Raw genomic sequence first — 24,185 nt, 5'->3', positions numbered from 1 at the left:
TCCGCTCCTTACGCCCGCAGCGCCTTCGTCAGGGTCTTCACGAGTCCCGCGATGCGGCCGTCCACGCGGTACCGGGTCAGCCCCTCGCTCACGGCGGCCCCGGTGCGCGCCGAGACGAACCACGGCGGCTTCGGCAGGATCGTGAGCCGTCCGCCGCCGTTCGCGACCGGCAGTGACCGCGGGAACGGACGGAAGGGACCGCGGAGGACGGAGCGTTCGACGCCGTCGAGCAGCAGCGCGTTGTGCACCACGCCGATGCCGCTGCCGACGTCCTCGATCGTGCTTCCGGGGTACGCGCCCCACGTGAGGGTCGGAGTGATGAAGCCGAAAGCGGTCCAGCCGTTGATCGCGATGGAGCCGTAGTGGAGTGCGGCGATCGCCCGCTCGAATCCGGCGCCGAGAGACTTCTCGGTGGCGGGGTCGATCAGCAGGTTCGCGCCGAGCGTGCCCTGAAGTCTGTCGTTGGCGTGGGACACGGCGGCATCCAGGAACTCCTGCCCGGTGCCGGGCACCGTCACGACCCCCAGCACCGGCGCGAAGTACTCGGTGGTCTCCAGCGCCGTGGCGTCGGCATCGGCGTCGACCTCGACCAGCAGGCGATCGCCGAGCACCAGCGCGTCGGGGTACGCCTCGGTGGCCAGGTCCATCCGCGCGGGCGATCCCGGATACCAGATCGGACGCTCAGGGGCGTTCGCGTATGCGCGTCGGAGGGCCGCGCGGAAGGCATCGGCCTGGTCCCAGTCGGACGACAGGATGACGACCTGCCCGGCGATGCAGTTGTGTCCGCAGTTCTGCAGGCGCATGGTCGCGATGTGCTCGGCCTGGTAGGTGAGGTCGGCGTCGGTCCAGGCGCCGGGTACCACGATGATCGGTGAGACGCCGCCGAGCTCCGCGGTGATCGGCTTCTTCAACAGAGGCCGCTTCTCGCGCCGTCGACGCTTCGTGGCGGCGGCGCCATCGCCCTTCGACGGACCCCAGACGATGGTGTCGAACGTGGCGGCCGACCCGGTGATGTGCACGTGCGCGAGCCCAGGATGCCCGGTGAGATACGTGCCGACCGCGGGGCCGCCGCGGACGATGCGCAGCAGGCCCGGTTCGATGAGCGGTGCGAGCGCGCGCTTGTACACCGGGACCAGGGCGTCCTGCGTGGGGTTCACCTTGAGCAGGGCGGTGCGGTTGTGGGCGAGGAGTTCGTACAGCACGTCGAGCACCGGGATGGAGGTGACATTGCCCGCGCCCAGCACGAGTCCGACGCCGCCCGATTCGCTCGGCGTGCGCTGTGCGAGGCCCGCCGATGCCCGCGCGGCGCCCGGCGTGATGCCCGGCTCCAGCCAGACCTCGCCCGTGAACCCCGACAGCAGGAACTTGTCGATGCCGGTCAGGGGGAACGCGCGCACACGGGTGCGGCCACCGGGGGCGCGGTCGATCGTGACGCCGTCGAGGGGATTGGCTCCGGCTGCGAGGCGCGAGAGGGTCTCGATGTAGGCATCGAGCGCGCCGAGCACGCTGTACGGTCCGCTGAGCCATTCCTCACCGCGCAGCGGATGCCGGGCGTCGAGGCCGTTTGATGCCGCGGCGGTGTTCGCCCAGTCCTCTGCCGTGGCCGCGACGCTCGTGCGGACCGCACGCAGCAGCGTCACCCGCTGCGCGATCGTGAGCGCGGACCACGTGCGCGCACCCACCTCCAGCGCCTCGATCGCGGTGTCGAGCCGGTCACGTTCGCCCTCGTCCAGTGCGGGAGAGGTGGGGCCGGGCGTGCGCTTCGACGCCGCGGCGGGGGTGGTGGCTGTGCTCGCAGAAGTCATCGACGTCTCCTTCGGACGGGATCCCAGCTTAGGCGGCGGACGCCGCCCCCGCCTCGATGTCGTCTCGGCGCAGGTGGTAGCGGCGGAGAGTGAGCAGGCTCGCCGCCATCAGCACGGCGGGCAGGATGCTGAAGCTGAGCACGATCCCCGTGATGGCGGCGGACGGCTGCACCACGGTCACCCCGGCGACGGTCGAGACGTAGCCGGTCGCGGCGAGGATCAGCGACACCGCGGTCGCGCCGAGCGCGAATCCGACCGTCTCACCCGCGGTCCAGATGCCGGTGAAGGTGCCCGCCTGGCCGGGCCCGCTCGTGCGCTCGTCATGGGAGATGACGTCGGGCAGCATGGCCATGGGCAGCGACTGGAGCCCCGCGTAGGCGATGCCGGCGACCGCGACCGAGGCGTAGATCCAGGCACCGGGAGTCCACACGGCGACGACCAGCGACGCCGCGGCCGCCGTGAAGATGATGCTCGCGATCGCGAACGCCCGCTCCTTGCCCACGCGTCGGGCGATGACGGTCCAGCCCGGTGTCGCCAGCAGGGCAGGACCGACCAGTGCGACGAACACGAACGTCACCGCGTCCTCCGAGCGCAGCACCCAGGTTGCGACGTACTGCGCACCGGCGAGCATGGTGCCGGTCGCGAGCGCCTGCAGGACGAAGGTGCCGAGCAGCGCGCGGAACGGCTGACTGCGTCCGAGTGCCCGGAACCCCGACATATACTGGTCGCGCCACGTGGAGGAGCTGGCAGCGGTGGTCGGGGTCGAGGTGCGCCGGGCGGCGGCATCCGCCGTCCTCGAGGCGATGAGCATGCCGACGCCGATGACCACGCCCGAGGCGATGCCCATCAGCAGGTAGCCCATGACCGGGTCGGAGCCGGCGTTGCGAAGCGCGGGTCCTCCGGCGCCGAAGAGCAGGATCGCCGCCGTGAGCACGACCACGCGCCAGCCGAGCAGCCTGGTGCGCTCGTCGTAGCTCCCTGTCAGTTCGGCGGGCAGCGCGACGTACGGCACCTGGAACAGGCTGAATGTGGTCGCGGTCGCGAGGAATGCCAGCAGAACGCTGATCGCCCCCGCGATCGGGCCCCACGCCGGAGGCACCGCGAACGTCAGCGCGAAGAAGAGCGGCAGCGCCAGGGCGCCCGTGACCATGAAGCCCCGCCGGGAACCCGTCCGGGCGAGCTGACGATCGGATGCGGCGCCGATCAGCGGGTCGATCAGCACGTCCCAGATCTTCGCCGCCGTGACGATGAGTCCCGCGGCGAGGGCGGCGACACCGAGGTTGTCGGTCAGGAAGTACGTCAGCACCAGTCCTGGCAGCGTGGCGTACCCGCCGGTCCCGAGCGATCCGATCGCGTACAAGACGATCGTGCGCGCGGAGAGGCGGACGGATGCTCGCTCGGGCCGAGCCTCGGTGCTCATCGCGCCAGTGTAGCGGCGCGATGAGGCTCGCTCAGATCAGCGCGAGCTCGCGGAGCTTCGACTCGACGTCGGCGTTCGACGGCTCCACGTGGTGCGAGGCGTCGGGGTACACCACGACCGGGATGTTCGTCCGGCCGGAGATCTCCTTCGCGACATCGGCCGCCGCGGGCTCGGCGACGAGGTCGACGTATGTGTATTCGATGCCGAGCGCGTCGAGCTGCTTCTTCGTGCGGATGCAGTCGCGGCACCAGTCGGCGCCGAACATCGTGATGGTGTCGGGGGCGGCAGAAGTCATGTCTCCAGCCTACGGCCGCCCGCATGAGGTGGCGCTGAGAGCGCTCATGAGAAGAAGCGCGCGAGGGCGTCCGCCACGGCGGGCGCCGCTTCCTCCGCCATGTGGTGCCCGCTGTCGATGCCGAAGCCGACCGGGTCGCGCGCCCACGCCCGCCACACGCGCAGCGGGTCGCCGTACAACTCCTCGAGATCGTCCCGCGTCGACCAGAGGACGAGGGTGGGGGCTTCGATGCGCCGACCGGCGGCTCGGTCCTCCTCCTCATGCGCCCGGTCGATGGTGAGGCCTGCGCGGTAGTCCTCGAGCATGGCGCGGACCACGGCGGGGTCCTGCACGGCGCGGAGCAGTTCGGCATGGTTCTCCGCGCCCATCGTGGCGGGGTCCGCCTTCGGCGCATACCAGGACGCGGGATCGGCGTCGATCACCCGCTCCGGGATCTCCGGTTGGGCGAAGAAGAACCAGTGCCACCATCTGGTCGCGAACTCGGCGTCCGCTCTGCGCAGGTGCTCGCTGATCGGGAGGCAGTCCATCAGGGCCACGCGCTGCACAAGAGACGGATGGTCCATGGCCATCCGGAGGGCGACGTAGCTGCCGCGATCATGCCCGGCGAGGTGGAAGCGATCGTGCCCGAGCCGACGGGCGACCTCCACCATGTCGGCCGCGACCGCACGTTTCGAATGCGCCGAGTGATCGGCCGTCGGCTCCGGCCCACGGGAGCGCCCGTACCCGCGGAGGTCGGGGCAGATCACCGAGAATCCGGCGGCGACGAGAAGCGGTGCGACGCGGTGCCAGGTCGCCGATGTCCGAGGGTGGCCGTGCAGCAGCATGACCGCCGGTCCCGAACCACCATGGCGCACGAAGATCCGCGCCTCGCCGGTGTCGATCTGCTGGCTCGTGAAACCAGGGAACAGCTCGGCGTCGTCCGCCGGAGTCATCGGCCGGGATCCGCCTCGTCCGGGAGCTGCTCGACCGGGACGATCACCGCGTCCTGGATCTTCCAGTCGAGGTCGGTGACCTGCTTCTGGAGCGCGGTGAGGTCATGGACGGGAACCTTGTGCCGTCGCGGCACGATGAACGCCTCGACGTGGAACACCTGGCCTTGATCGCGAACACGCACAGCAGCTTCCGCTATCCACAGCCTGCTGCGCAGGAACGAGACGATGTCGGCCGCCAGCGGATGCGGGTGCTTGCTGTCGTACGTGCGCGCCCGCTGGTCCATGAGGTCGACGATCGCGGTCTTCGTGTTGCGGAAGCCGTCCCAGATGATGCCGAGCGAGATGAACAGGGCGGCCGCGCCGTCGAGCCACCACACCCCGACTCCGACGCCGAGCACGCCGACGATGGAGGCGACCGTGGTCTGCCAGTCGGCCTTCGCCATGTCGGCATCGGCGTAGAGCAGCTTGTTGTGCAGCACGGGCGCGAGCTTCGACTTCGCCGGGCCGTAGAAGAAGACCGGCCCGATGATGACCACGACCATCACGCCCACCATGAGCCAGCCCAGCCAGATCGTCTGGCCGAAGAGCTGCACGGTGCCGATGGTCGGATGCTCGCCCGAGATCAGGCCCGTGACGGCTTCGATCGCGAGGTTCAGCCCGACCGCGAGCAGAGCGACCCCGGCGACGAGGTGCCCGACCCCCATCGCCCGGTGGAGGCCGTAGGGGTGTTTGCGTGTGGGGCCGCGACGCACGAAGAGCAGCGCCGTGAGGAAGGCGAACTGGGGGATCAGGGAGAGCATGTCCTCGATCCAGGCCGTCCGCATGGCCTGGGACTCGCCGACGACGAGCGCGATCACCGCGATCGTTGTCGAGGTGTAGACGATCGTGAAGACCTCCCAGCGCACGGCCTTCTTGATCGCGCGCTCCTGCTCGGAAGGAAGCGCTCTGCGTCCGTACTGCTTCGTCTCCGTCATCCGCCGACCTCCTCGTCGAGGAACCTCTCGAGCGTGGCCAGGAAGGCGTTCTCGCCGAGCGGGACGAGCATGACGAGCTCTCGGCCGTCCGCGCCCTGGATTCCGGGGTAGCCCCGCGTGAGGCCGGCCCTGTCGACCCACGGCGTGTCCGCGGTCATGCCGCCCGCGATGAGGTCGAGGTCTCCGGCTTCCAGCATGCGCACGAGTGTCTCCTCCGACGCGACGGTCCACTCCGGCTCGGCGTCGATGCTCGCGGCGAAGCGATCCACGAGATCGACGATCGGGCCCGATGGGTCGTCGTCGGTCACCTCGACGAGCGCTCCGTCGGGGGACGTGCCGATGCGGAGTTCTCCACCGGAGACGGCGTCGAGAGTGCCGTCGGGATCGGCGGGGACCGTCAGTCCGCACCCCGACAGTGCGCTGACGAGGGCGATCCCTGCGATGAGGGAGACGGCACGGGATGAGCGCCGCCCGAGAGGTCTTCGACGTCCGTTCACCACTCGAGGATGCGCCGCTGTGCCCCGGCGGACAAAGGCGTTGACGAGAGGGTTCGTGGGGCGCTAGAGCGTGAATCCGACGGACGCACCCTTGTGAGTAAGGGTACCCTTACCTATACTGAACTCCATGAGCGGCGCATGCGAGCACCTGCAGGATCCCGACTGGGACGACATCGAGGGTGCGGTGCTCATCGCGGGCGACGCGGCCGATGCGGGATTCATCGCGAGCATCGCGGCCCGGCTGCCGTGGGACGCGCAGGGTGTGGTCCTGCTCGAGGCGGCGGCACGCATCCAGTTCCGGCACATCGACGTTCCCGAGGGCGTTTCGGTGCGCTGGCTGGTGCGCGACGACGGCATCAGAGCGCACACCCGTGGCGAGCGCCTGGCCAACGCCGTGCACGCCTGGTGCGTCGAGTGGGCGTGCAGCGAGCCGCCGTCGCAGTGGACCGTGTGGCTCGGGCCTCACACGCCGCCGCATGTGGCGAGGATGGCGCGCAGCCTGCTCGGCGTCGCGAACTGACGAGCGCGGTTCTCGTCTCGTCAGCGGGTCGCGGCGGCGGGCACGCCGGCGCCCGCCGTGATCGCGTCCAGGGCGCGGCGCAACGACGAACTCGACGTGTGCGCCGTGTACGGGAAGTACACGACCTCAACGCCGACCTCGGCGAACTCGCGCTCGAGGCGGAGGCCCTTGTCGGTGCCACGCCAGTCGTCGCCTTTGAAGAAGTGCGTGAACTGCACGTCGCGCCACGAGTCCATCTTCGACGGAGTGGTCTCCACGTACACGTCATCGACGAACGAGATGTGCTTGACGATCTCCGCACGCTCTGCCGTCGGTATGACGGGCTCGATGCCCTTCACCTGGCGCAGCATCTCGTCGCTGACGACGCCCGCGATCAGGATGTCGCAGTGCTGCTTGGCGTGACGAAGAAGATTCAGATGCCCGACGTGAAAAAGGTCGAAAGCACCAACGGCATAGCCGATACGCGTCCCCATGATCTCCCCAGATCAGTGTTTCCCCAGTGAGCGGATCCCCATCCGCTTCGCGACTCCCACAGCCGCGTCTCGGAAGTCTAGCAGGTCCGGATTCGTTCCCCACAGCAAGCCATGGAACGATGGAGGGCGCACGCGCTGCGCGTGGGGATCGAGGGGGCGGACGTGGGGACACCGGTGACGGTCATCGTGCCGACGTTCAACGAGCGTGACAACGTCGCCGAGCTCGTCGCCAGGAGCGCGGCCGCGCTCGCCGGATACGACGCCGAGATCCTGTTCGTCGACGACAGCACCGACGACACCGCATCCGAAGTCGAACGCGTCGCCGCCGACGCCGCCATCCCAGTGCGGGTGATCCACCGTGCGGAGAACACGGGCGGCCTCGGCGGTGCCGTCGTGGTCGGGCTCGAGGCGGCGGCGGCCGACATCTGCATCGTGATGGACGGAGACCTGCAGCATCCGCCGGAGCTCCTGCCCGTCCTGATGGCACGGCACGGCGAAGGAGACGCCGACGTGGTCGCGGCCTCGCGCTACGTCGGCGGGGGAGACACCAGCGGCCTCGGCACCGCAGTGCGGTTCGGGGTCTCGCGGGTGGCCACCTGGCTGACCAGGGCCATGTTCCCGATCCGACTCGCCCGCAGCACCGACCCGATGACCGGCTTCTTCCTGGTCGACCGGCGGCGCCTCGACCTCTCCGTCCTCAAGCCGCAGGGGTTCAAGATCCTCCTGGAGATCCTCGCGCGCAACGATCTGCGCATCGCCGAGGTGCCGATGGAGTTCGCCGAACGGCGGCACGGGACCTCGAAGGCCAGCCTGCGGCAGGGCGCCACGTTCATCGCGCATCTGGCGCGCCTGCGGTTCGGCAAGATGTCGCTGTTCGCCCTGATCGGTGCGATCGGCGCCGCTGCGAACCTCGGGATCATGTGGGCGCTGACCGCTTCCGGGGTCCCCTACATCTGGGCGGCCGTGATCGGCGCCGAGGTGACGATCATCGGGAACTTCCTGCTGCAGGAGCGCTTCGTGTTCGCCGACATGCGGACGGATGCCCGCGCGCTCGGTATCCGTTTCGCGAGCTCGTTCGCGTTCAACAACGTCGAAGCAGCGCTGCGTATCCCCGTCATGGCTCTCATGGTCGAGTCGTGGCACATCTCGAGCGTGCTCGCGACGGGGCTCTCGCTCATCGTCGCCTTCTTCGCGCGCTTCCTGTTCCACTCGCTCGTCGTGTACGCCCCGCAGCGGCGGAAGAGGAACGGCGACTCTCCCGCTGCCGAACCGCCGACCGACACCGCTGCACAGCGCGTGATCAGGGCGATCGACGTCGAGGTGATGAAGCCGGGCGAGCTCTAGCCGCTCGTCGCGAGGTAGGCCTCGAGCGCCGCATCCGCATCGCGCGGACTCCAACCGGTCGACTCGATGCGGTGCAGGTCCAGCACGCTGTTGAGCGGACGCGGCGCGATCGGACCCGCCTGATCGGCGAAGTACTCCGCGGTGCTCACGTCGGTCACCCCGGCCGGGTCATGCCCGGTGAGCCGGTACACGGCGCGTGCGATGTCCGCCCAGGAACGGGGCTCGCCGGCTCCGGTGACGTTGTACACGCCGAACGGGGCGGCGCTCGACAGCAGATGCACGATGGCCGAGGCGAGGTCGTCCGTGAAGGTCAGGCGTCCGAACTGGTCGCCCACCACCTTCGGTGAGATGCCTCGTTCTGCGAGCGAGGCCATGGTGCGCACGAAGTTGCGCCCCTCGCCGATCACCCAGGACGTTCGGACGATGTAGTGGCGCGGCACCGCCGCGACGACCGCGTCGCCCGCGGCCTTCGTCTGCCCGTAGACGCCGAGCGGTCGCACCGGGTCCGACTCCGTGTACGGGCTCGGCTTCGTGCCGTCGAACACGTAGTCGCTGGAGACGTGCACGAGGGTGATGCCGTTGTCCGTGGCGATGCGGGCCAGGGCGGCGACCGCGGTGGCATTCGCCGCCCAGGCGTCCTCGCGCCCCTCCGGCGTCTCCGCGAGGTCCACCGCGGTGAATGCGGCGGCGTTGATGATCACGCCGTAGTCCCGCCACCGTCGTGCGGAGACCAGGTCGTCCGCACGGATGTCGAGCGTCTCGCGCGTCGTGTACTCGACGTGGTCGGCGTCCGCGAAGGCCGCGCGCAGGGCGAGACCGAGCTGGCCGGAGCCGCCGAGCACCAGGATCTTCCTCGGACCGATCGGTGTCACATCGGCGAGGCGCGGGTGCGCGAGGTCCTTCGCCGAGATCTCGACCTCGGAGAGCGGGATCGGCCAGGCGATGGCGGCCGTCTCATCTGCGAGGTTGAGGAACGAGTACTCGGCGTCGGGAGACCAGTGATCGTTGACGAGGTACGTGTAGGCGGTGTCCGGTTCGAGGGTCTGATACGAGTTGCCGACCCCGCGGGGCACGAGTATCGCCCGCGACGGGTCGATCTCGGTCGTGAAGACCGTGCCGAAGGTGTCGCCGGCGCGGAGGTCGACCCAGGCGCCGAAGATCCTCCCCGTGGCGACCGAGACCCATTTGTCCCACGGCTCGGCGTGGATACCGCGCGTGGTGCCGACCGCGTCGTTGAACGAGATGTTGTTCTGCACGGGTCCGAAGTCGGGCAGCCCGGCGGCGACCATCTTCTCGCGCTGCCAGTTCTCCTTGAACCACCCGCGCGAGTCCCCGTGCACGGGCAGGTCGACCACGAGCAATCCGGGGATCGTGGTCTCGGTGACGGTGAGCGCCTTGCCGAACGCCGTCATCACTGACCCTTGGCCGCGTAGAACGACTCGGTCGCGTCCTTGGCCGGCGCCCACCACTCCTCGTTGTCGCGATACCACTCGATCGTGGAGGCGAGGCCCGACTCGAAGTCCGAGAACTGCGGCGCCCATCCGAGCTCGGTGCGCAGCTTCGTGGAGTCGATCGCGTAACGCAGATCGTGGCCCGCACGGTCGGTCACATGGTCGTACGCATCGGCCGGCTGGCCCATCTGCGTCAGGATCAGCTCGACGACGGACTTGTTGTCCTTCTCGCCGTCCGCGCCGATCAGGTAGGTCTCGCCGATCTCGCCCCGCTCGAGGATCGTCAGCACGGCGGAGGAGTGGTCGTCGGCATGGATCCAGTCGCGCACGTTCTGCCCCGCGCCGTACAGCTTCGGGCGGATGCCCCGCAGCACGTTCGTGATCTGACGCGGGATGAACTTCTCGACGTGCTGATACGGCCCGTAGTTGTTCGAGCAGTTCGAGATCGTCGCCTGCACACCGAACGAACGCACCCAGGCGCGCACGAGCAGGTCGCTTCCGGCCTTCGTCGACGAGTACGGCGACGAAGGGTTGTACGGCGTCTGCTCGGTGAAGCGTGCGGGGTCGTCGAGCTCGAGGTCGCCGTAGACCTCGTCGGTCGAGATGTGATGGAAGCGCCGCTCGTGCCGCCGTGCCGCCTCGAGCAGCGTGTACGTACCGACGATGTTCGTGTCGAGGAACGGCCGAGGGTCGTGCAGGGAGTTGTCGTTGTGGGACTCCGCCGCGTAGTGCACGACCGCATCGGCCTTCGCGAACAGCGCATCCACGAGCTCGGCGTCGGCGATGTCGCCCTCGACGAAGTCGACCCGGTCGGCGGAAAGCCCGGCGAGAGAGGCGCGGTTGCCCGCGTAGGTGAGCTTGTCGAGCACGGTGACATGCGCGTCGGTGTGCGACACGACGTGGTGCACGAAGTTCGATCCGATGAAGCCGGCGCCGCCGGTCACGAGCAGACGGGTCATCGCGCGCCCCTCTCCAGCAGCTCGAGCAGGTAGGAGCCGTACCCCGACTTCACGAGCGCCTCTGCCCTGACGCGGAGCTCGTCATCGTCGAGGAATCCCTGGCGCCAGGCCACCTCCTCAGGCACGCCGATCTTCATGCCGGTGCGGCGCTCCATCGTGCGCACGTAGTCGGCGGCGTCGGTCATCTGGTCGAACGTCCCGGTGTCGAGCCAGGCGGTGCCTCGGGGCAGGACCTCGACCTGGAGCTTGCCGCGTTCGAGGTACTCGCGGTTCACATCGGTGATCTCGTACTCCCCGCGGGCGCTCGGCGCGAGGCCCCTCGCGATGTCGATCACGTCGTTGTCGTAGAAGTACAGGCCAGGCACCGCGTAGTTGCTCTGCGGGAGCTTCGGCTTCTCCTCGAGCGAGATCGCCTGACCGTCGGCGTCGAACGCCACGACGCCGTAGGCCTCGGGCTCCGCGACCCAGTACGCGAACACCGCGCCACCGTCGATCTCGGCGAAGCGCTTGAGCTGCGTGCCCAGGCCCGGTCCGTAGAGCAGGTTGTCGCCGAGCACGAGAGCGACGCTGTCGTCTCCGATGAAGTCCGCGCCGATCGTGAACGCCTGGGCGAGGCCGTCCGGCGACTCCTGCTGGGCGAACGTGAGCGAGATGCCGAACTGGGAGCCGTCGCCGAGCAGCCGTTCGAAGTGCGCGGCGTCGTGCGGGGTGGTGATGACGAGGATCTCCCGGATGCCGGCGAGCATCAGGGTCGACAGCGGGTAGTAGACCATCGGCTTGTCGTAGACCGGGATCAGCTGCTTCGAGACCCCCAGCGTGATCGGATGCAGACGCGTCCCCGAGCCGCCTGCCAGAATGATGCCCTTCATGATCCCCCTCGTGAAACGTCGATGTCCATGGTGGCGTCACAGAAGGGACGGCCATCCCCTGCCGTCCGACGACCCCCACAGTCGTATGTCCGACTCTAGCGGTTCGTGCCCTCGCATGTGAGTGACCGATATGACGCGCGCTCTTGTGGGAAACCCTGCGTGCGCGTCATAGTTGGCTCGTGGAATCCGGGGGCGGGCCCGCGTTGTCTCTCACCTGGGCGCATCGTGCCGAACAGTCGGCGCACGCCTGGGAGCAGAGTCACGCCAGGGGAGACGTCCCGAGCATCTGGCCTTACGGACTGGACGCGCTGCGTGAGCACGCCGCGGTCGAGGTGGTCGATCTCCCCGCACCGGGGCGTTTCGCGCGCGCGAGGTCTCGCCTGTCCCTGGGGCCGCGCCCGGTCGACGGCCTCGCCCTGACCTGGGACGAGAACACCGCCTACCGCATGCAGACGCTGCACCCCCGCGCTCGCTTCGCCACCGGGGTGATCTGGCTGACCGACATGATCGCGAACGGGAACGTGCCGTCGCAGCTGATCGCGATGCTGAGCCGAGCCGAGGCGGCGTGGGTGCTCAGTGAGGCGCAGGTGGACCCTCTTCGTCGAGCGCTGGGAGCGCGTGGGCCCCGGGTGTTCGCCGTGCCCTTCGGCATCGACAGCGACTTCTTCGCCCCGAAGTCGTATCCGGAGCGCCCGCGCATCGTCAGCGTCGGCAACGACAGGGACCGCGACCCGGTCACCCTCTACGCCGCGCTCGCCAGGGTCCTCGCCATCCGTCCCGACACCGAGGTGGTGGTGCAGACCCGGTCGGATGTCGTTCCGCCTGAAGGCGTGCGCGTGGTGCGGAGCATGCCCCATGCGGAACTCCGCGACCTGTATGCGACGGCGAGCGTCGTCGCGATACCGACCAGGCCGAATCTGCATGCATCAGGGATGACGGTGGCCCTCGAGGCGCTCGCCACCGCACGCCCGGTCGTGGTCACCGCGACGCCGGGCATGGAGCAGTACGTGAGCAAGGGCCGAACCGGTCGCCTGGTGCCCCCGGAGGATCCGGCCGAGCTCGCCCTCGCGATCCTGCGCCTGCTCGACGACCCCGTGAGCGCGGCCGAACTGGGGCGCAACGGCCGGATCGAGGTCGAGCAGCGCTTCACCACGCAGATCATGGTCGCGGCGCTGGTGCAGGGACTGCTGCACCGGGTGTGATCGTGGCCGGACGTGATCCGATGACTCGGTGCCGCGGCGGGACAGTCAGGTCGCGACGTCGCTGATGATGTACTTCGTCTTGCCGCCCGTGTAGGGCAGACCGTCGACGTAGTCCACGGTCACCGGAACCTCGTGCGCGATCCGCTCGCGCAACGACGCGACCGCGCTCTCGATGTGCCTGCGTGCTTCTGCCCCGTCGCCGATGACGACGCGGACGACGATCGAGTGGTCGGCGAGCTGGTGGATCTGGAAGAGCCGGACGGCCTCCGGGTGTGCGGCGAACATCGCCATGAGGCGATGCGCGAGCACGGTGCCGCTCGGAAGACGGATCACGTCCGTGGTCCGGCCCTGCGGCTGCTCCATGAGCGGAAGCGCGCGGCCGCAGCGGCAGGGGTCCGCTCGCAGGATCCCCTTGTCGCCGGTGCGGTAGCGGATCAGCGGGAACACCCGATTCCGAAGATCCGTGATCACCAGGTCGCCGAGCTGGCCGGGAGCAGCGGGAGCGCCGTGTTCGTCGACGACCTCCACCCGTCGGACGTCCGAGAACACGTGGAGTCCATCGCGGTGGCCGCACTCGCCGGCGATCCAACCGAACTCGGAACCGCGGTACTCGTCGTAGACGGGTGCGCCGAACGCCGCCTCGAGCCGGGCGCGGGCGGACTCCGTGAGCGGTGCAGCCGTCGTCGCGATCGCCTTCGGTGCGGGTACCCGGAGTTTTCGGCGTTCCAGGAAGTCGGCGAACTCGAGCATGGCTCCGACGTAGCCCTCGATCAGGCGGGGGCGCGTCGCGGTGAGCTGCCGGTGGAACCTCTCCATGGTCTCTGCCGAGATGAGGCCCGCGTCGAGGTACACCTGCTTGGTCGGCCACCAGGCCAGGTCGTTCTTGATGGTCGCCAGGCGACCGAAGTTCCAGCGGCCGACGCGGGCGAGGTCGTCGTGCGGCTCGACTCCCCACCAGGAGTACATCCGCCAGCTCAAAGCGAGCGACGGCACTCTGGCGTCGTGGAACGTGGACAGCGGTTCGCCCGTGCTCCCGCCGGTCAGCGCCGGGCGGCTGTTCGCTTCTGTCGCCTCGGAGGTGCGGATCTCCGCCGCGTGATGTTTCACCGTCGCGCGGTCGAGGATCGGCAGCGACGCCCACGCCTCCGAGTCGGTCAGCGACTCCGTCCGCACGCCGTGCGCGCGGAAGTGCCGCTCGTAGAACTGCGACGAACGCATGGCGAATGCCGCTATATCGCGTGCGAGCCGATTCTGCATCCGTGCGGATTCGTCCGGATGCAGCCGCTCGTTGGCGAGCAGCTCGCGGTGGAATGCGCCTGCATCGGCGCGTACGGTGGCGGCCTTCGCACGGAAGAACGCCCGCTTGATGGGGGTGGACATCGATACAACCTCTCGTCGTTGAGGAGATGCATATGCCGGGTGATGGTCAGCTGCGCCCGCGGCGCTTGTGCGCGACGCCTTCGCGGAACGCGTCCCGATGCGCGGGGCCGGCATCCGCCCACTCGCGTCGGGAGAGATCGGGGGAACCGGTCAGCGTCGATGCCGCGCGCCACGCTTCGACGACCGCGGCGGCGTCGAGGTCGCCGTCGTACATGAGCACCCAGTCGGCGCCCACTTCGCGGGCCAGCGCCTCGTTCGCCTCGTTCCGCGGCACCAGCACCGGGCGGGCCATCGACAGGGCGGCCAGGACGCTGCCCGAGTTGTGCATGAACCGGTACGCCAGCACGATCAGGTCGGACGAGGTCGCGAGTTGGACGAGTTCGGCGTCGCTCAGGAAGTCGAGGTGCAGTTCGACGCCGGGAAGGCCCGCCGTCCGCGCGCGGAGGTCGTCTCCGAGGTCGGGGGTCGACGGGCGCCCGCCGATCTTCAGGCTCAGCGTCGGCTCGATGGTGACGGCCTCCGCGTAGGCGTCGATGAATCCTTCGAGACCTTTGTAACGGCGGACCCCGCCGAACGATCCGAGTCGACCGGGCACCCGCTCGGCGGACGGGAACTTCGCATACCAGTCGCGGTAGTGCCCGTGCAGGATCAGGCTGTGCGGTGTTCCCGGCGCGAGCGGAGTCGTCTCGTTGATGACGATCCGGTAGTCGGTGTGCCGGTCGATGAAGCGCAGCAACCAGAGTCGGGGGGCGTTGTCGTCCGGGAGCTCGATGTTGTGGACCGTGCGGACGACGGCGATCCGCCGCGACAGACGGTGCCGGAACACGAGAGCAGTGGTGAGGAGGAACTTGCCCGTGGACTTCCACCAGGTCGACCCGTGCAGCTTCGCCTCCGGCCAGTGCCAGTGGAAGGCGTCGTAACGCCCGAACAGCGCCGTTCCCCAGGAGAAGCGCAGGCGGGTGAGCCCCTCGGTCGCGCCCAGGGCCTCATCGAGCATCTTGTTGTACGGGTTCGTCGTGGGTCGCGGTGCGCCGAGCGACTGCATCACGCGGATGGTCGATCCGGGATCGGTGGTCATGGTGTCATCCTCCGATGGGCGACGGTATTCGTCGTAGCGGCGGCCGAGGGCGGCGGCGATCGTGCCGCGGCCGCGGTGAAAGAGGCGCGTGCCTCTGGCGTGATGCGTGATGTTCGAGGTGAGTGCGCCGAATGTCCTGCGCAGACCGCCGACGACGATCCGCACCACGCCCCCCAGCAGCGCACGCACGCGGAGGACACCGCGCCGCAGTCGTCCCTCCGTCAGCTGGAGCTGGATCCGGGTGCCGGCATTGGCGGAGCTGAACGCGCGTTGCGCGGCCCACGCCCGGCTGAGCCGCGACGCGACGACGAGGTCCTCGGTCTCGGACTCATTGCACCAGACGATCAGACCGCCGTGATGGGCCAGCTGTCGGGAGAAGAGAGTGTCCTCTCCGCCGCCGAGTCCCAGTGACTCGTCGAACCGGAGGCCGAGGCGACGGATGGAGCGGAGGTCGAGCAGGAGGTTGCCCGCCGCGGCGACCTGGAGCACGGTGCCCGTCTGCCTCGGTGGGCGCCGGAAAGTCCCGGAGGCGAGCAGCCAGGGGTCGACGTCCTCGTCGAAGACGGAGATCACACGGCCCATGACCGCATCGGCGCGGTGCTCCCGCCACACCGTGAGGAGCGAGGAAAGCCACCCCTCTCGGGGGATCTCGTCATCATCGATGAAGGCGACGAGGTCTCGGTCGGCGCATTCGTCGAGGATGCGGTTGCGCGCGGCGGCGATTCCGGCCGTCCTCTCGACCACGTACCGAACGGGGACACCGGCGTGCGCTGCCACGTCACGGGCGGACGCGTCCGGGTCGTTGTCGACCACCAGCACGTCGATCTCGGCGCCGAGGTCGGCGCATTCGGCGATGCGCGCGGGAAGCTCCTTGAGCAGGGCGTCGAGGAGCTCCGGCCTGCGATACGTCGGCACGCCGATCGTCACAGCGATCACGTCGCTCGATTCCGGTCCCCTGGTCATCCGCCCCCCATGGCAGTAGTGCGCCTCGACTCCGACGCCGGCTCATCGTATCGTGAACCTCTGGAGACGGTGTGGGGAGACGGCTCTCGCGTATAGTCGTTCTCCTGGGAGTCGACGCCGGTCGCGACTCCGGGGAATTCGACCGGCGACCCGAAGCGATCCGTGAGCAGGATCGGGGGGAGGACCGCGTGTCTATCGTGCACGGACGGCTGGCTGTGGTCGTCGTGAACTATGCGTCGGCAGGGTTGCTGCAGCGCAATCTCGTCGTGGTCGAGCGTGAGGCGCGGGCGGTCGCATCCGACGTGCAGGTGATCGTGGTCGACAACTGGTCGAGCGCCAAGGAGCGCGACGCCGCCGGAGCGATCGCGGCAGCGCACGGATGGACGCTGATCGAACCCGAGACGAACTCCGGTTTCGGCGGCGGGGTGAACATCGGCGTGACGCGTGCGCTCGCGGATGGCGCGAGCGATGTCCTCGTGATCAACCCGGATGCCCACATCGACCGGGAGTCCCTGCGCCGCCTCGCGGAGACCACGGCCGCCTCGCGCACGACGCTCGCGTCGCCGGTCATCTCGGACTCCGACGGACGCACCTGGTTCGCCGGCATCGACCTCCTGCTCGACGACGGCACGATGCGGGCGCGGCGCAAACGCGTCAGCGGCGACCCGCAGCCGTTCGAGCCGTGGCTGAGCGGGGCGTGCCTGTGGATCACGCGCGAGCTGTGGGAGCTCGTCGGCGGCTTCGACGACGACTATTTCCTGTACTGGGAGGACGTCGACTTCTCCCGGAGGGTCGTGTCGGCGGGAGGCACCCTGGCGCTGGTGGAGGACGCGAGCGCCGTGCACGACGAGGGCGGGACGCAGCGGGTCGAGCCGGAGGTGTCCCGAGCGAAGTCGGAAGGCTATTACTACTACAACATCCGCAACCGGATGCTGTTCGCGGTGCGCCATCTCGACGACGCGGGCGTGCAGCGATGGCGTCGATCCATCCCGCGGACGGCTCGCGAGGTGATACTCCGCGGAGGGCGCCGGCAGCTGATCCAGTCGCCCGCCCCGATCCGCGCCTACCTCCGCGGGGTACGGGACGCGCGTCGGATCGCACGCAACAGGGGAACGGACGAGAAGGGCAGCACATGGTCGTAGACGCCTACCACCGTCTCGCGCGGGCACAGAAGGGCCACGCGCGAGGTGCCCCCGCATACTCGGTGTACGTGAACCGGCGGATCGGCAGAATGCTCGCTGCGGTCGCGTACCGGATCGGGTTGACGCCGAATCAGGTCTCGATCATCAGCGCCGTGCACTCCTTCATCGCGATCGGACTCATCGCCTTCGGGCCCGTGAACGTGCCGATGGGCGTCCTGATCGCGGTGCTGCTCGTCCTCGGCTACGCCTGGGATTCGGCAGACGGACAGGTCGCGCGACTGCGCGGCGGCGGGAGTCCGCAGGGCGAATGGCTCGATCACTTCATCGACACGATCAAGATCGCCTCCCTCCACCTCGCGGTGCTGATCGGGCTGTATCGCGTGCTCCCTGAGGCGTCCCTGCTCCTGCTGATCCCGATCGTGTTCAGCATCGTCGCCACGACGACCTTCTCCGGGATGCTCCTCAACGACCTCCTCAAGGGCAAGCACGCCGTGGCGTCGACCCATGAACGCGGGGGCGGGACGCTGGTGCGCTCGCTCATCCTGCTGCCCACCGATTTCGGGCTGGTCTGCCTGGTGTTCGTCCTCTGGGGATGGACCCCGGCGTTCCTCATCGGCTACGGCGCACTCTGCGCCGCTGCTGTCCTGTTCCTCGCGCTCGCCGCGGTGAAGTGGTTCCGCGAGATCGGAAGACTCGGGGCGCCCGCATGAGCGGTGAGAGCATCCTGGTCGTGTGCGCCGCCAACGTCTGCCGCTCTCCGCTGGCCGAACTCGCGCTGCGGCGGGGGCTCGGCGCCGACTCGACCATCTCCGTGAGCAGCGCGGGTGTCCGGGCGAATCCCGGGGATCCGATCTGCACCGTGGTCGCGGCGCGCCATGACGACGAGGGATGGCAGGCGCACGCGCAGGTGCACCGCGCGAGGGAGGTGACGGTCGAGCTCATCGAGCAGTCCAGCATCGTCCTCGCGGCATCACGCGACATCCGCGGCGAACTGGTGCGGCTCGCTCCTCGTTCCCGCGATTGGATGTTCACGATCAAAGAGGCGGCGCATCTCGGCAGCGGCTTCTCGTCGTCCGCGCACGACCGCGTGGCGGAGTATGTCGCGCATCTCGATCGTGCGCGCTCGCGGGCGGTCCCGCTCACGCCGACGACCGGAGTCAGGGGTCGTGTCCGGCATCTCTTCGGCAGCCGTGGCGCGGCCGACCCGAGCAGCATCGCAGACCGGCACGGCAGTCGAGGACACGGCGAGACGATCGCCGAGGTAGAGGCGGCCGTCGCCGGTATTCTGGCTCAGCTCGGCGGCCACCGTCGTCATTCCTGAGAACAACCTTGTGGTTTTGCGCTCCTCGCATTATCGTTAGCCGATACCGCGTTCTGCGCGGGTGAAGGGGAACCAAGGCCGAGGGGGCCTTGGATGGGGATCTGGGTTCTGGGGAGCTGCAGTGTTCAACGTTTCATCATGCCGTTCTGGGGACGGCACATCGCGATCAGTGCGCACGATGCTCGTCGCACCTCTGGTCGCGCTCGTACTCGTCGCGGCAGGCTGCACGGCGGCGCCCGACGCGGCGGAGACGCCGGCACCGGAAGGCACCAGCACCACGGACTGGACGCCCCCTGCCGACACCGACGCCGTCGGGCCCACGGAGGCGCCGACGCTGACCGAGGAGAGCGGGGCGCTCGACGCCCCCGTCTCCCTCTCGACCGACATGGTCGTCAAGGTCGACAAGATCTCGACGACGACCATCAAGCCCGAGACTCCCGGAGAGTACGCCGGTTCCGCCGTCGTGGTCACCGTCTCGGTGACCAACGACTCGAAGAAGGCGCAGAGCATCGACTCGGCGGTCGTCAATCTGACCACGGACGACGGGGATGTGGGCGTGGCCACGACGGCCGGGCCGAACGAACCCCTCTCGGGCGAGGTCGCGGCCGGCGCTGAGGCCACAGGGACATACGTCTTCATGCTCGACCCGATCAAGGGACGGTCCGTGAAGATCAGCGTCAACTATGCCGCAGGTGAGCCGGTGGCCACCTTCGCGGGCACGCTCTCCTGAGAGCGCGCACACCTATTTCTCGTTCTTTGTAATTCGTTCGCAGACAGACAGCACTTTCTCAACTTCATATTCACAACAAACGTTCCGGCGGCTGGGGAGTCACAAAATGGGGAACAAAACGACCATGGGTCGCGCGCGCAGCGCGCTCGCATCTGTCGTGACGGCGGCGTTGCTCGTCGCAGGCATGACGACACTGGGCGCGCAGGCCGCGTCGGCGGATGTTCCGTCGACCGTGCCTCCGTTGCTGCAGCGCGACGATGATGTCGTCACGTCGGATCCGATTCCGACGGTGCAGATCGACAACGGGTATGTCTGGGCGCAGACGATGATCGGGTCGACCGTGTATGCGGTGGGCAAGTTCGACAACGCCCGCGCGCCCCTGGCGGTGCCGGGCACGAGCCTGACGGCGCGGTCGAACGTCCTCGCGTACGACATCAACACCGGTCAGCTGCTGTCGTTCGCTCCTCAGGTGAACGGTGTGATCAAGGCGGTCGCGGCCTCACCCGACGGCAGCCGCATCTACATCGGCGGATCCTTCAACTCGGTCAACGGCCAGGCGCGCTGGAACTTCGCCGCTCTCGATGCCGTCACCGGACAGCTGGTTCCGGGCTTCTCGCCCTCGATCGGCGGCAGCGGCGTGTACGCCCTCGCCACCTCAGGGTCGAGCGTCTTCGTCGGAGGCCTGTTCACGCAGGGCAACGGCACCGCGCGCAAGAACCTCGCCGGCTTCAACGCCGCCAACGGTGCGCTGCTCAGCTGGGCGCCGCAGACCGACCTGCAGGTCGACGCGATGGTGATGGACCCCGCGGGGCAGAACGTCATCGCCGCCGGCCGGTTCTCGCAGGTGAACGGCGACCTGACGATGCGAGGCACGGTCGCGCTGGACAAGGGGTCCGGTGCGGTCGACACCGCATGGGCGCTGCCGCAGACCGTGAAGAACGGCGCGGGAACGGGCAGCAACACCGGCAAGGCCGGCATCTTCGGTCTCGCCGCCGACGCCACCGCCGTCTACGGCACCGGGTGGGTCTACGCCGACGCGGCGACCGGCAACCTGGAGGGCACATTCGCCGCCGAGGCGGGTACCGGACAGGTCCGCTGGATCGCGGATTGCCTGGGCGACCACTACGGCGTGTACTCGACCGGGAAGGTCGTCTACACGACGAGCCACACGCACGCCTGCGGCACCATGGGGCTGCACCCGGAGCAGAACCCGCGCACGCACCGCTACTCCGAGGCATACACCGCTGACGCCCGCGGAACGCTGGGCAACCAGCCCGCCGCAGGTGGCACCTACAAGAACTGGGCGGGAACGCCTGCGCCGTCGCCCTACGCCTGGACGCCCGACTGGGCCGTCGGTGTGACGACGGGAATGGGCCAGGCCGGTCTCTCCATCACCGGAGCCGGCAACATGATCTCCATCGGCGGCGAGTTCCGATCGGTCAACAACGGCCGTTTCGAAGGCCTCGTCCGGTTCTCCACGAATCCTCCGGCCGGAGCGAAAGACGGCCCCCGACTGTCCGGTGCCAATTGGACCGCCACAGCGCAGTCGTTCATCCCTGGGCGCGTGCGCGTGTCCATTCCTGCCAACTGGGACCGGGACGACCTGACGCTCACCTACGAGCTGCGCCGCACGGGCACGACCGCCCCGGTCGCCACCAAGACCGCCGACGCGACCTGGTGGAACCGACCGACGATCACTCTCGAAGACAAGACGGCTTCTCCGGGAACGACACAGGAGTACACGGTCGTCGCCAAGGACGGCAACGGGAACACGGTCAGCAGTCAGGCCGTGAGCGCCACGGTGACGGCGGGGGCGGTGTCGTCCTATGTCGACGCCGTGACCGCTGACGAGCCGCAGCTGTACTACCCGCTCGGCACCGCCGCGCAGGACTGGGCCGGTGCCAACACTCCGATCTTCGGGTCCGGCGTCTCGACGTCGACGTCCGGCGTCGCGAACACCGCTACCGAGGCGTCGACCTTCACGGGGACATCCTCAGGACGCGTGGCGACGACGAACAAGGCCGCCGTGTCCGCGGAGTACTCGACCGAGCTGTGGTTCAAGACGAACACCACGAACGGCGGCAAGCTGATCGGTTACGGATCTGCCGCTTCCGGTGATTCCACCAGTTACGACCGCCACCTCTACATGACCAACAACGGTCGGCTGGTGTTCGGCAACTACGACGGCAGCACGCGGACGATCCAGAACAACACCGCGCTCAACAACAACGCATGGCACCATGCCGTCGCGACGCAGAGCGCGGCCGGCATGAAGCTCTATGTCGACGGTGTGCTCGTCGCGTCCGACGCGAGCGCGACGACGGCGGAGAACTATCTCGGCTACTGGCGCATCGGCGGGGACAACCTCACCAGCTGGCCGTCCGCCCCGAGCTCCAAGTACTTCAAGGGAGCGCTCGATGAGGTCGCCGTGTACCCGTACGCGCTGACGCAGGCTCAGGTGCAGACGCACTACGGCATCGGCAAGGGCTTCCAGGCCCCGACCGCCGCCTTCACCGCGACAGCGACCGACCTCGACGTGGCGTTCGACGCCAGCACCTCCGCGCCGGCGGGTTCCGCGACGATCGCCGGATACCTCTGGGACTTCGGCGACGAGTCGCCGACGGCCACCGGGGCGACGGCTTCGCACACCTACGAGGCGAGTGGCACCTACACGGCTCGACTCACCGTCACCGACAGCAACGGACTCGCGGCGACGACCGAGAAGCAGATCGTCGTCGAGGCGGCGAACGTGCTCCCGACGGCATCCTTCGAGGTCACAGGGACAGGGCTCTCGGTCTCGGCCGATGCGTCCGCGTCCACCGATTCCGACGGCACCATCTCCACGTACGCGTGGAACTGGGGTGACGGATCGACGTCGACCGGCCAGGTGGCCAGCCACGTGTACGCCACGGCGGGGACGCGCACGGTGACGCTGACCGTCACGGACAACCGCGGCGGAACCGCGTCCACGACGCGTCAGTCGGTCACGACGCATGCGAACCCGGTTGCGACGTTCACCTCGACCACTTCCGGCCTGAGCGTGAACGTCTCGGGCTCCGGCTCGAGCGCCTCCGACGGTGCGACCCTGTCGTACGCCTGGAACTGGGGCGATGGAACGCCTGCCGGAACTGGCGTCACCGCGGGTCACACCTATGCCCAGGCGGGGAACCATGACATCACCCTCACGGTGACCGACAGCCTCGGCGGGTCGGCGACCGTCACGAACACGGTGACCGTCCAGGCGCAGGTCTTCGCAGCATCCGACTCGTTCGGCCGCGTGGTCTCGAGCGGCTGGGGTGCGGCGGACGTCGGTGGCACGTGGGCGCCGATGAGCGGTTCGGCCGCGGTCACCTCCGTCGCCGACGGCGTGGGCAAGATCAACATCGCTCCCGGTGAGACGCGCGAGATGCTGCTGCAGGGCACGTCGCTCCTCGACACCTCAGGACGGGTCAGCTACACCCTGGCCTCCGGGCCGTCGACGGGCGTCGCCTACGAGGGACTCGGCGCGCGCCGATCCGGTGCGAACGGCTACCGCGCACTCGCGTGGCACCGTACCGACGGGACGACCTGGCTCGTGATCCACCGCAACGGCACGGCGATCGCCAGCACCGCGGTCTCCGGCCTGAGCTGGGCCGCCGGCAGCAGCTTCACGCTGGCGATGGAGACGACAGGTTCCACGACCACGACGATCCGAGCCAAGCTGTGGGCCGCCGGGTCCGCTGAGCCCGCCAACTGGCAGCTCTCGACCACGGATGCGACTCCGGCCCTGCAGGTCGCGGGTGCGCCGACGGTGTTCTCGTACCGGTCCGGCAGTGCGACGGGGACCAACAACGTGAGTTTCGACGACTTCACGCTGAAGAACCTCGGCGCAGCGGCGCCCGATCCCGAGCCCGAGCCCGAGCCCGAGCCCGCGAACGTCGCACCGACGGCCGCCTTCTCGGCGACCGCCACGGGGCTGACGGTCAACGTCGACGGCACCGCGTCGACCGACTCGGACGGCACGATCGCGTCCTACGCCTGGAACTTCGGCGACGGATCCACGGGGACGGGCGCGACGAGCTCCCGGACCTACACCACGGCAGGGACGTACACCGTGACGCTCACGGTGAAGGACGACAAGGGTGCGACCCACACCGCCACCAAGTCTGTGACGGTCACGGCAGCCCCGGTCGACCCGGATCCGGATCCCGAGCCGGAGCCCGCTCCGCTCGCGAGCGACGAGTTCGATCGCACCTCCGGCCCTGGTTGGGGCAGCGCAGTCACCGGTGGTGCATGGACGATCGCCGGCGGTTCGCAGGCGGCGGCCACGGTCGCGAACGGCCAGGGCAAGCTCGCCCTGATCGCGGGGGACACGCGCCACGCGACGCTCAACACCACGTCGATCGGCGACGCGATCCTCGAGACGCAGTTCCGCGTCGACCAGGCGCCGGCGGCGGGCGGGGCGTACGTCGGTGTGATCGCACGCCAGACGGCTGCGGGCAAGTACTTCGCCCGCGCGTGGTTCCGCCCTGACGGCGCCATCTGGCTCGTCGTGCACCGCGAAGGCACCGTGCTGCTCACGCAGGCCGTGCCGGGTATGACCTGGGCTGCGAACACGTCGTACAGCCTGAAGGTGTCCGTCACGGGGACCACGTCGACGGCCATCTCGGCCAAGCTCTGGGCCACGGGTGCTGCGGAACCGGCGAACTGGCAGATCAACGCCACGGATGCGACTCCGCTCGCCGCAGGTGCCGTGGGTCTGAGCGGAAACCGGTCGGGTAGCGCGACCTCTCCGCTCGCAGTGACATTCGATTCGTTCCGGGTCACGGCGCCACTGTAAGATCCTGACGC

At 68.9% G+C, this 24,185-nt stretch carries 20 protein-coding genes; 8 read left to right on the top strand and 12 right to left on the bottom strand.

The genetic code is table 11. From position 1 onward, the window contains the following. Positions 1 to 8 precede the first annotated feature (8 nt). Genes AB0E56_RS18030 through AB0E56_RS18005 form a run of 6 tightly spaced genes read right to left on the bottom strand, consistent with a single transcriptional unit; the run spans position 9 to position 5,923 of the window. The gene (locus AB0E56_RS18030) at positions 9 to 1,805 is read right to left on the bottom strand and encodes an aldehyde dehydrogenase family protein (protein WP_359801228.1); all 1,797 of its coding nucleotides are present in this window, start codon (positions 1,803 to 1,805) and stop codon (positions 9 to 11) included. Between the two features lie 28 nt (positions 1,806 to 1,833). Then, positions 1,834 to 3,225, bottom strand: a complete 1,392-nt coding sequence (locus AB0E56_RS18025) for an MFS transporter (RefSeq protein WP_359801226.1) — start codon at positions 3,223 to 3,225, stop codon at positions 1,834 to 1,836. 31 nt (positions 3,226 to 3,256) lie between these two features. Then, positions 3,257 to 3,520: a glutaredoxin domain-containing protein gene (locus AB0E56_RS18020; RefSeq protein WP_359801224.1), complete on the bottom strand. Its 264-nt coding sequence runs from the start codon at positions 3,518 to 3,520 to the stop codon at positions 3,257 to 3,259. 44 nt (positions 3,521 to 3,564) lie between these two features. After that, positions 3,565 to 4,452 carry an alpha/beta hydrolase gene (locus AB0E56_RS18015; RefSeq protein WP_359801222.1) on the bottom strand — a complete coding sequence of 296 codons (888 nt, stop codon included), beginning with the start codon at positions 4,450 to 4,452 and terminating at the stop codon, positions 3,565 to 3,567. Beyond that, positions 4,449 to 5,426 carry a cation transporter gene (locus AB0E56_RS18010; protein WP_359801220.1) on the bottom strand — a complete coding sequence of 326 codons (978 nt, stop codon included), beginning with the start codon at positions 5,424 to 5,426 and terminating at the stop codon, positions 4,449 to 4,451. The genes AB0E56_RS18015 and AB0E56_RS18010 overlap by 4 nt, the downstream gene beginning before the upstream one ends. Continuing rightward, positions 5,423 to 5,923, bottom strand: coding sequence for a transporter substrate-binding domain-containing protein (locus tag AB0E56_RS18005; protein WP_359801217.1), 501 nt, complete (start codon positions 5,921 to 5,923; stop codon positions 5,423 to 5,425). The genes AB0E56_RS18010 and AB0E56_RS18005 overlap by 4 nt, the downstream gene beginning before the upstream one ends. Positions 5,924 to 6,050: 127 nt before the next feature. Here AB0E56_RS18005 and AB0E56_RS18000 point away from each other — a divergent pair, with 127 nt between their 5' ends. Continuing rightward, on the top strand, positions 6,051 to 6,443 hold the full coding sequence (locus AB0E56_RS18000; RefSeq protein WP_359801214.1) for an SIP domain-containing protein: 393 nt from the start codon (positions 6,051 to 6,053) through the stop codon (positions 6,441 to 6,443). Between the two features lie 20 nt (positions 6,444 to 6,463). On the opposite strand, the gene AB0E56_RS17995 is transcribed toward AB0E56_RS18000, so the two are convergent. Beyond that, complete coding sequence (locus tag AB0E56_RS17995; RefSeq protein WP_183151849.1) at positions 6,464 to 6,916, bottom strand: adenylyltransferase/cytidyltransferase family protein; 453 nt, start codon at positions 6,914 to 6,916, stop codon at positions 6,464 to 6,466. 111 nt (positions 6,917 to 7,027) lie between these two features. Here AB0E56_RS17995 and AB0E56_RS17990 point away from each other — a divergent pair, with 111 nt between their 5' ends. Then, complete coding sequence (locus AB0E56_RS17990; RefSeq protein WP_359801212.1) at positions 7,028 to 8,260, top strand: glycosyltransferase; 1,233 nt, start codon at positions 7,028 to 7,030, stop codon at positions 8,258 to 8,260. On the opposite strand, the gene AB0E56_RS17985 is transcribed toward AB0E56_RS17990, so the two are convergent. Genes AB0E56_RS17985 through rfbA form a run of 3 tightly spaced genes read right to left on the bottom strand, consistent with a single transcriptional unit; the run spans position 8,257 to position 11,539 of the window. Beyond that, a complete protein-coding gene (locus AB0E56_RS17985; RefSeq protein ID WP_359801210.1) occupies positions 8,257 to 9,672 on the bottom strand; it encodes a bifunctional dTDP-4-dehydrorhamnose 3,5-epimerase family protein/NAD(P)-dependent oxidoreductase in 1,416 nt (471 codons plus the stop codon). The two genes, AB0E56_RS17990 and AB0E56_RS17985, sit on opposite strands and share 4 nt — an antisense overlap. Beyond that, the gene (rfbB, locus tag AB0E56_RS17980) at positions 9,672 to 10,670 is read right to left on the bottom strand and encodes a dTDP-glucose 4,6-dehydratase (protein ID WP_359801208.1); all 999 of its coding nucleotides are present in this window, start codon (positions 10,668 to 10,670) and stop codon (positions 9,672 to 9,674) included. Before rfbB ends, AB0E56_RS17985 begins: the two co-directional genes overlap by 1 nt. Beyond that, entirely contained in the window at positions 10,667 to 11,539 is an 873-nt protein-coding gene (rfbA, locus tag AB0E56_RS17975) for a glucose-1-phosphate thymidylyltransferase RfbA (RefSeq protein ID WP_359801206.1), read from the bottom strand. The genes rfbB and rfbA overlap by 4 nt, the downstream gene beginning before the upstream one ends. Positions 11,540 to 11,718: 179 nt before the next feature. Here rfbA and AB0E56_RS17970 point away from each other — a divergent pair, with 179 nt between their 5' ends. Continuing rightward, positions 11,719 to 12,741, top strand: coding sequence for a glycosyltransferase family 4 protein (locus AB0E56_RS17970; protein ID WP_359801204.1), 1,023 nt, complete (start codon positions 11,719 to 11,721; stop codon positions 12,739 to 12,741). Positions 12,742 to 12,786: 45 nt separating this feature from the next. On the opposite strand, the gene AB0E56_RS17965 is transcribed toward AB0E56_RS17970, so the two are convergent. Together AB0E56_RS17965 and AB0E56_RS17960 are read right to left on the bottom strand one after the other, a co-directional pair. Continuing rightward, on the bottom strand, positions 12,787 to 14,121 hold the full coding sequence (locus AB0E56_RS17965) for a hypothetical protein (protein ID WP_359801202.1): 1,335 nt from the start codon (positions 14,119 to 14,121) through the stop codon (positions 12,787 to 12,789). Between the two features lie 46 nt (positions 14,122 to 14,167). Continuing rightward, positions 14,168 to 16,162, bottom strand: coding sequence for a glycosyltransferase (locus AB0E56_RS17960; protein WP_359801200.1), 1,995 nt, complete (start codon positions 16,160 to 16,162; stop codon positions 14,168 to 14,170). A 188-nt stretch (positions 16,163 to 16,350) separates the two neighbouring features. On the opposite strand from AB0E56_RS17960, the gene AB0E56_RS17955 reads away from it, so the two are divergent. The 5 genes from AB0E56_RS17955 to AB0E56_RS17935 all read left to right on the top strand — a co-directional run bounded on the left by AB0E56_RS17955 (position 16,351) and on the right by AB0E56_RS17935 (position 24,174). Beyond that, positions 16,351 to 17,304, top strand: coding sequence for a glycosyltransferase family 2 protein (locus AB0E56_RS17955; protein WP_359801199.1), 954 nt, complete (start codon positions 16,351 to 16,353; stop codon positions 17,302 to 17,304). Then, on the top strand, positions 17,295 to 18,014 hold the full coding sequence (locus AB0E56_RS17950; protein ID WP_359801197.1) for a CDP-alcohol phosphatidyltransferase family protein: 720 nt from the start codon (positions 17,295 to 17,297) through the stop codon (positions 18,012 to 18,014). The genes AB0E56_RS17955 and AB0E56_RS17950 overlap by 10 nt, the downstream gene beginning before the upstream one ends. Further along, complete coding sequence (locus AB0E56_RS17945) at positions 18,011 to 18,625, top strand: hypothetical protein (protein WP_359801196.1); 615 nt, start codon at positions 18,011 to 18,013, stop codon at positions 18,623 to 18,625. The genes AB0E56_RS17950 and AB0E56_RS17945 overlap by 4 nt, the downstream gene beginning before the upstream one ends. A gap of 178 nt (positions 18,626 to 18,803) precedes the next feature. Further along, positions 18,804 to 19,355: a DUF4352 domain-containing protein gene (locus AB0E56_RS17940; RefSeq protein WP_359801194.1), complete on the top strand. Its 552-nt coding sequence runs from the start codon at positions 18,804 to 18,806 to the stop codon at positions 19,353 to 19,355. A 124-nt stretch (positions 19,356 to 19,479) separates the two neighbouring features. Beyond that, on the top strand, positions 19,480 to 24,174 hold the full coding sequence (locus tag AB0E56_RS17935; protein WP_359801192.1) for a PKD domain-containing protein: 4,695 nt from the start codon (positions 19,480 to 19,482) through the stop codon (positions 24,172 to 24,174). Positions 24,175 to 24,185: the final 11 nt, after the last annotated feature.

It is taken from the genome of Microbacterium sp. NPDC028030 (genome assembly GCF_040637855.1).
Taxonomy (GTDB): domain Bacteria; phylum Actinomycetota; class Actinomycetes; order Actinomycetales; family Microbacteriaceae; genus Microbacterium.
This window is presented reverse-complemented; position numbering and strand designations above follow the sequence as displayed.

Bases quoted from the DNA above. Each gene is read 5' to 3' on its own strand.
- AB0E56_RS18030 (WP_359801228.1), bottom strand. From the start codon at position 1,805: ATGACTTCTGCGAGCACAGCCACCACCCCCGCCGCGGCGTCGAAGCGC.
- AB0E56_RS18025 (WP_359801226.1), bottom strand. From the start codon at position 3,225: ATGAGCACCGAGGCTCGGCCCGAGCGAGCATCCGTCCGCCTCTCCGCG.
- AB0E56_RS18020 (WP_359801224.1), bottom strand. From the start codon at position 3,520: ATGACTTCTGCCGCCCCCGACACCATCACGATGTTCGGCGCCGACTGG.
- AB0E56_RS18015 (WP_359801222.1), bottom strand. From the start codon at position 4,452: ATGACTCCGGCGGACGACGCCGAGCTGTTCCCTGGTTTCACGAGCCAG.
- AB0E56_RS18010 (WP_359801220.1), bottom strand. From the start codon at position 5,426: ATGACGGAGACGAAGCAGTACGGACGCAGAGCGCTTCCTTCCGAGCAG.
- AB0E56_RS18000 (WP_359801214.1), top strand. From the start codon at position 6,051: ATGAGCGGCGCATGCGAGCACCTGCAGGATCCCGACTGGGACGACATC.
- AB0E56_RS17995 (WP_183151849.1), bottom strand. From the start codon at position 6,916: ATGGGGACGCGTATCGGCTATGCCGTTGGTGCTTTCGACCTTTTTCAC.
- AB0E56_RS17990 (WP_359801212.1), top strand. From the start codon at position 7,028: ATGGAACGATGGAGGGCGCACGCGCTGCGCGTGGGGATCGAGGGGGCG.
- AB0E56_RS17985 (WP_359801210.1), bottom strand. From the start codon at position 9,672: ATGACGGCGTTCGGCAAGGCGCTCACCGTCACCGAGACCACGATCCCC.
- rfbB (WP_359801208.1), bottom strand. From the start codon at position 10,670: ATGACCCGTCTGCTCGTGACCGGCGGCGCCGGCTTCATCGGATCGAAC.
- rfbA (WP_359801206.1), bottom strand. From the start codon at position 11,539: ATGAAGGGCATCATTCTGGCAGGCGGCTCGGGGACGCGTCTGCATCCG.
- AB0E56_RS17965 (WP_359801202.1), bottom strand. From the start codon at position 14,121: ATGTCCACCCCCATCAAGCGGGCGTTCTTCCGTGCGAAGGCCGCCACC.
- AB0E56_RS17960 (WP_359801200.1), bottom strand. From the start codon at position 16,162: ATGACCAGGGGACCGGAATCGAGCGACGTGATCGCTGTGACGATCGGC.
- AB0E56_RS17950 (WP_359801197.1), top strand. From the start codon at position 17,295: ATGGTCGTAGACGCCTACCACCGTCTCGCGCGGGCACAGAAGGGCCAC.
- AB0E56_RS17945 (WP_359801196.1), top strand. From the start codon at position 18,011: ATGAGCGGTGAGAGCATCCTGGTCGTGTGCGCCGCCAACGTCTGCCGC.
- AB0E56_RS17940 (WP_359801194.1), top strand. From the start codon at position 18,804: ATGCTCGTCGCACCTCTGGTCGCGCTCGTACTCGTCGCGGCAGGCTGC.
- AB0E56_RS17935 (WP_359801192.1), top strand. From the start codon at position 19,480: ATGGGTCGCGCGCGCAGCGCGCTCGCATCTGTCGTGACGGCGGCGTTG.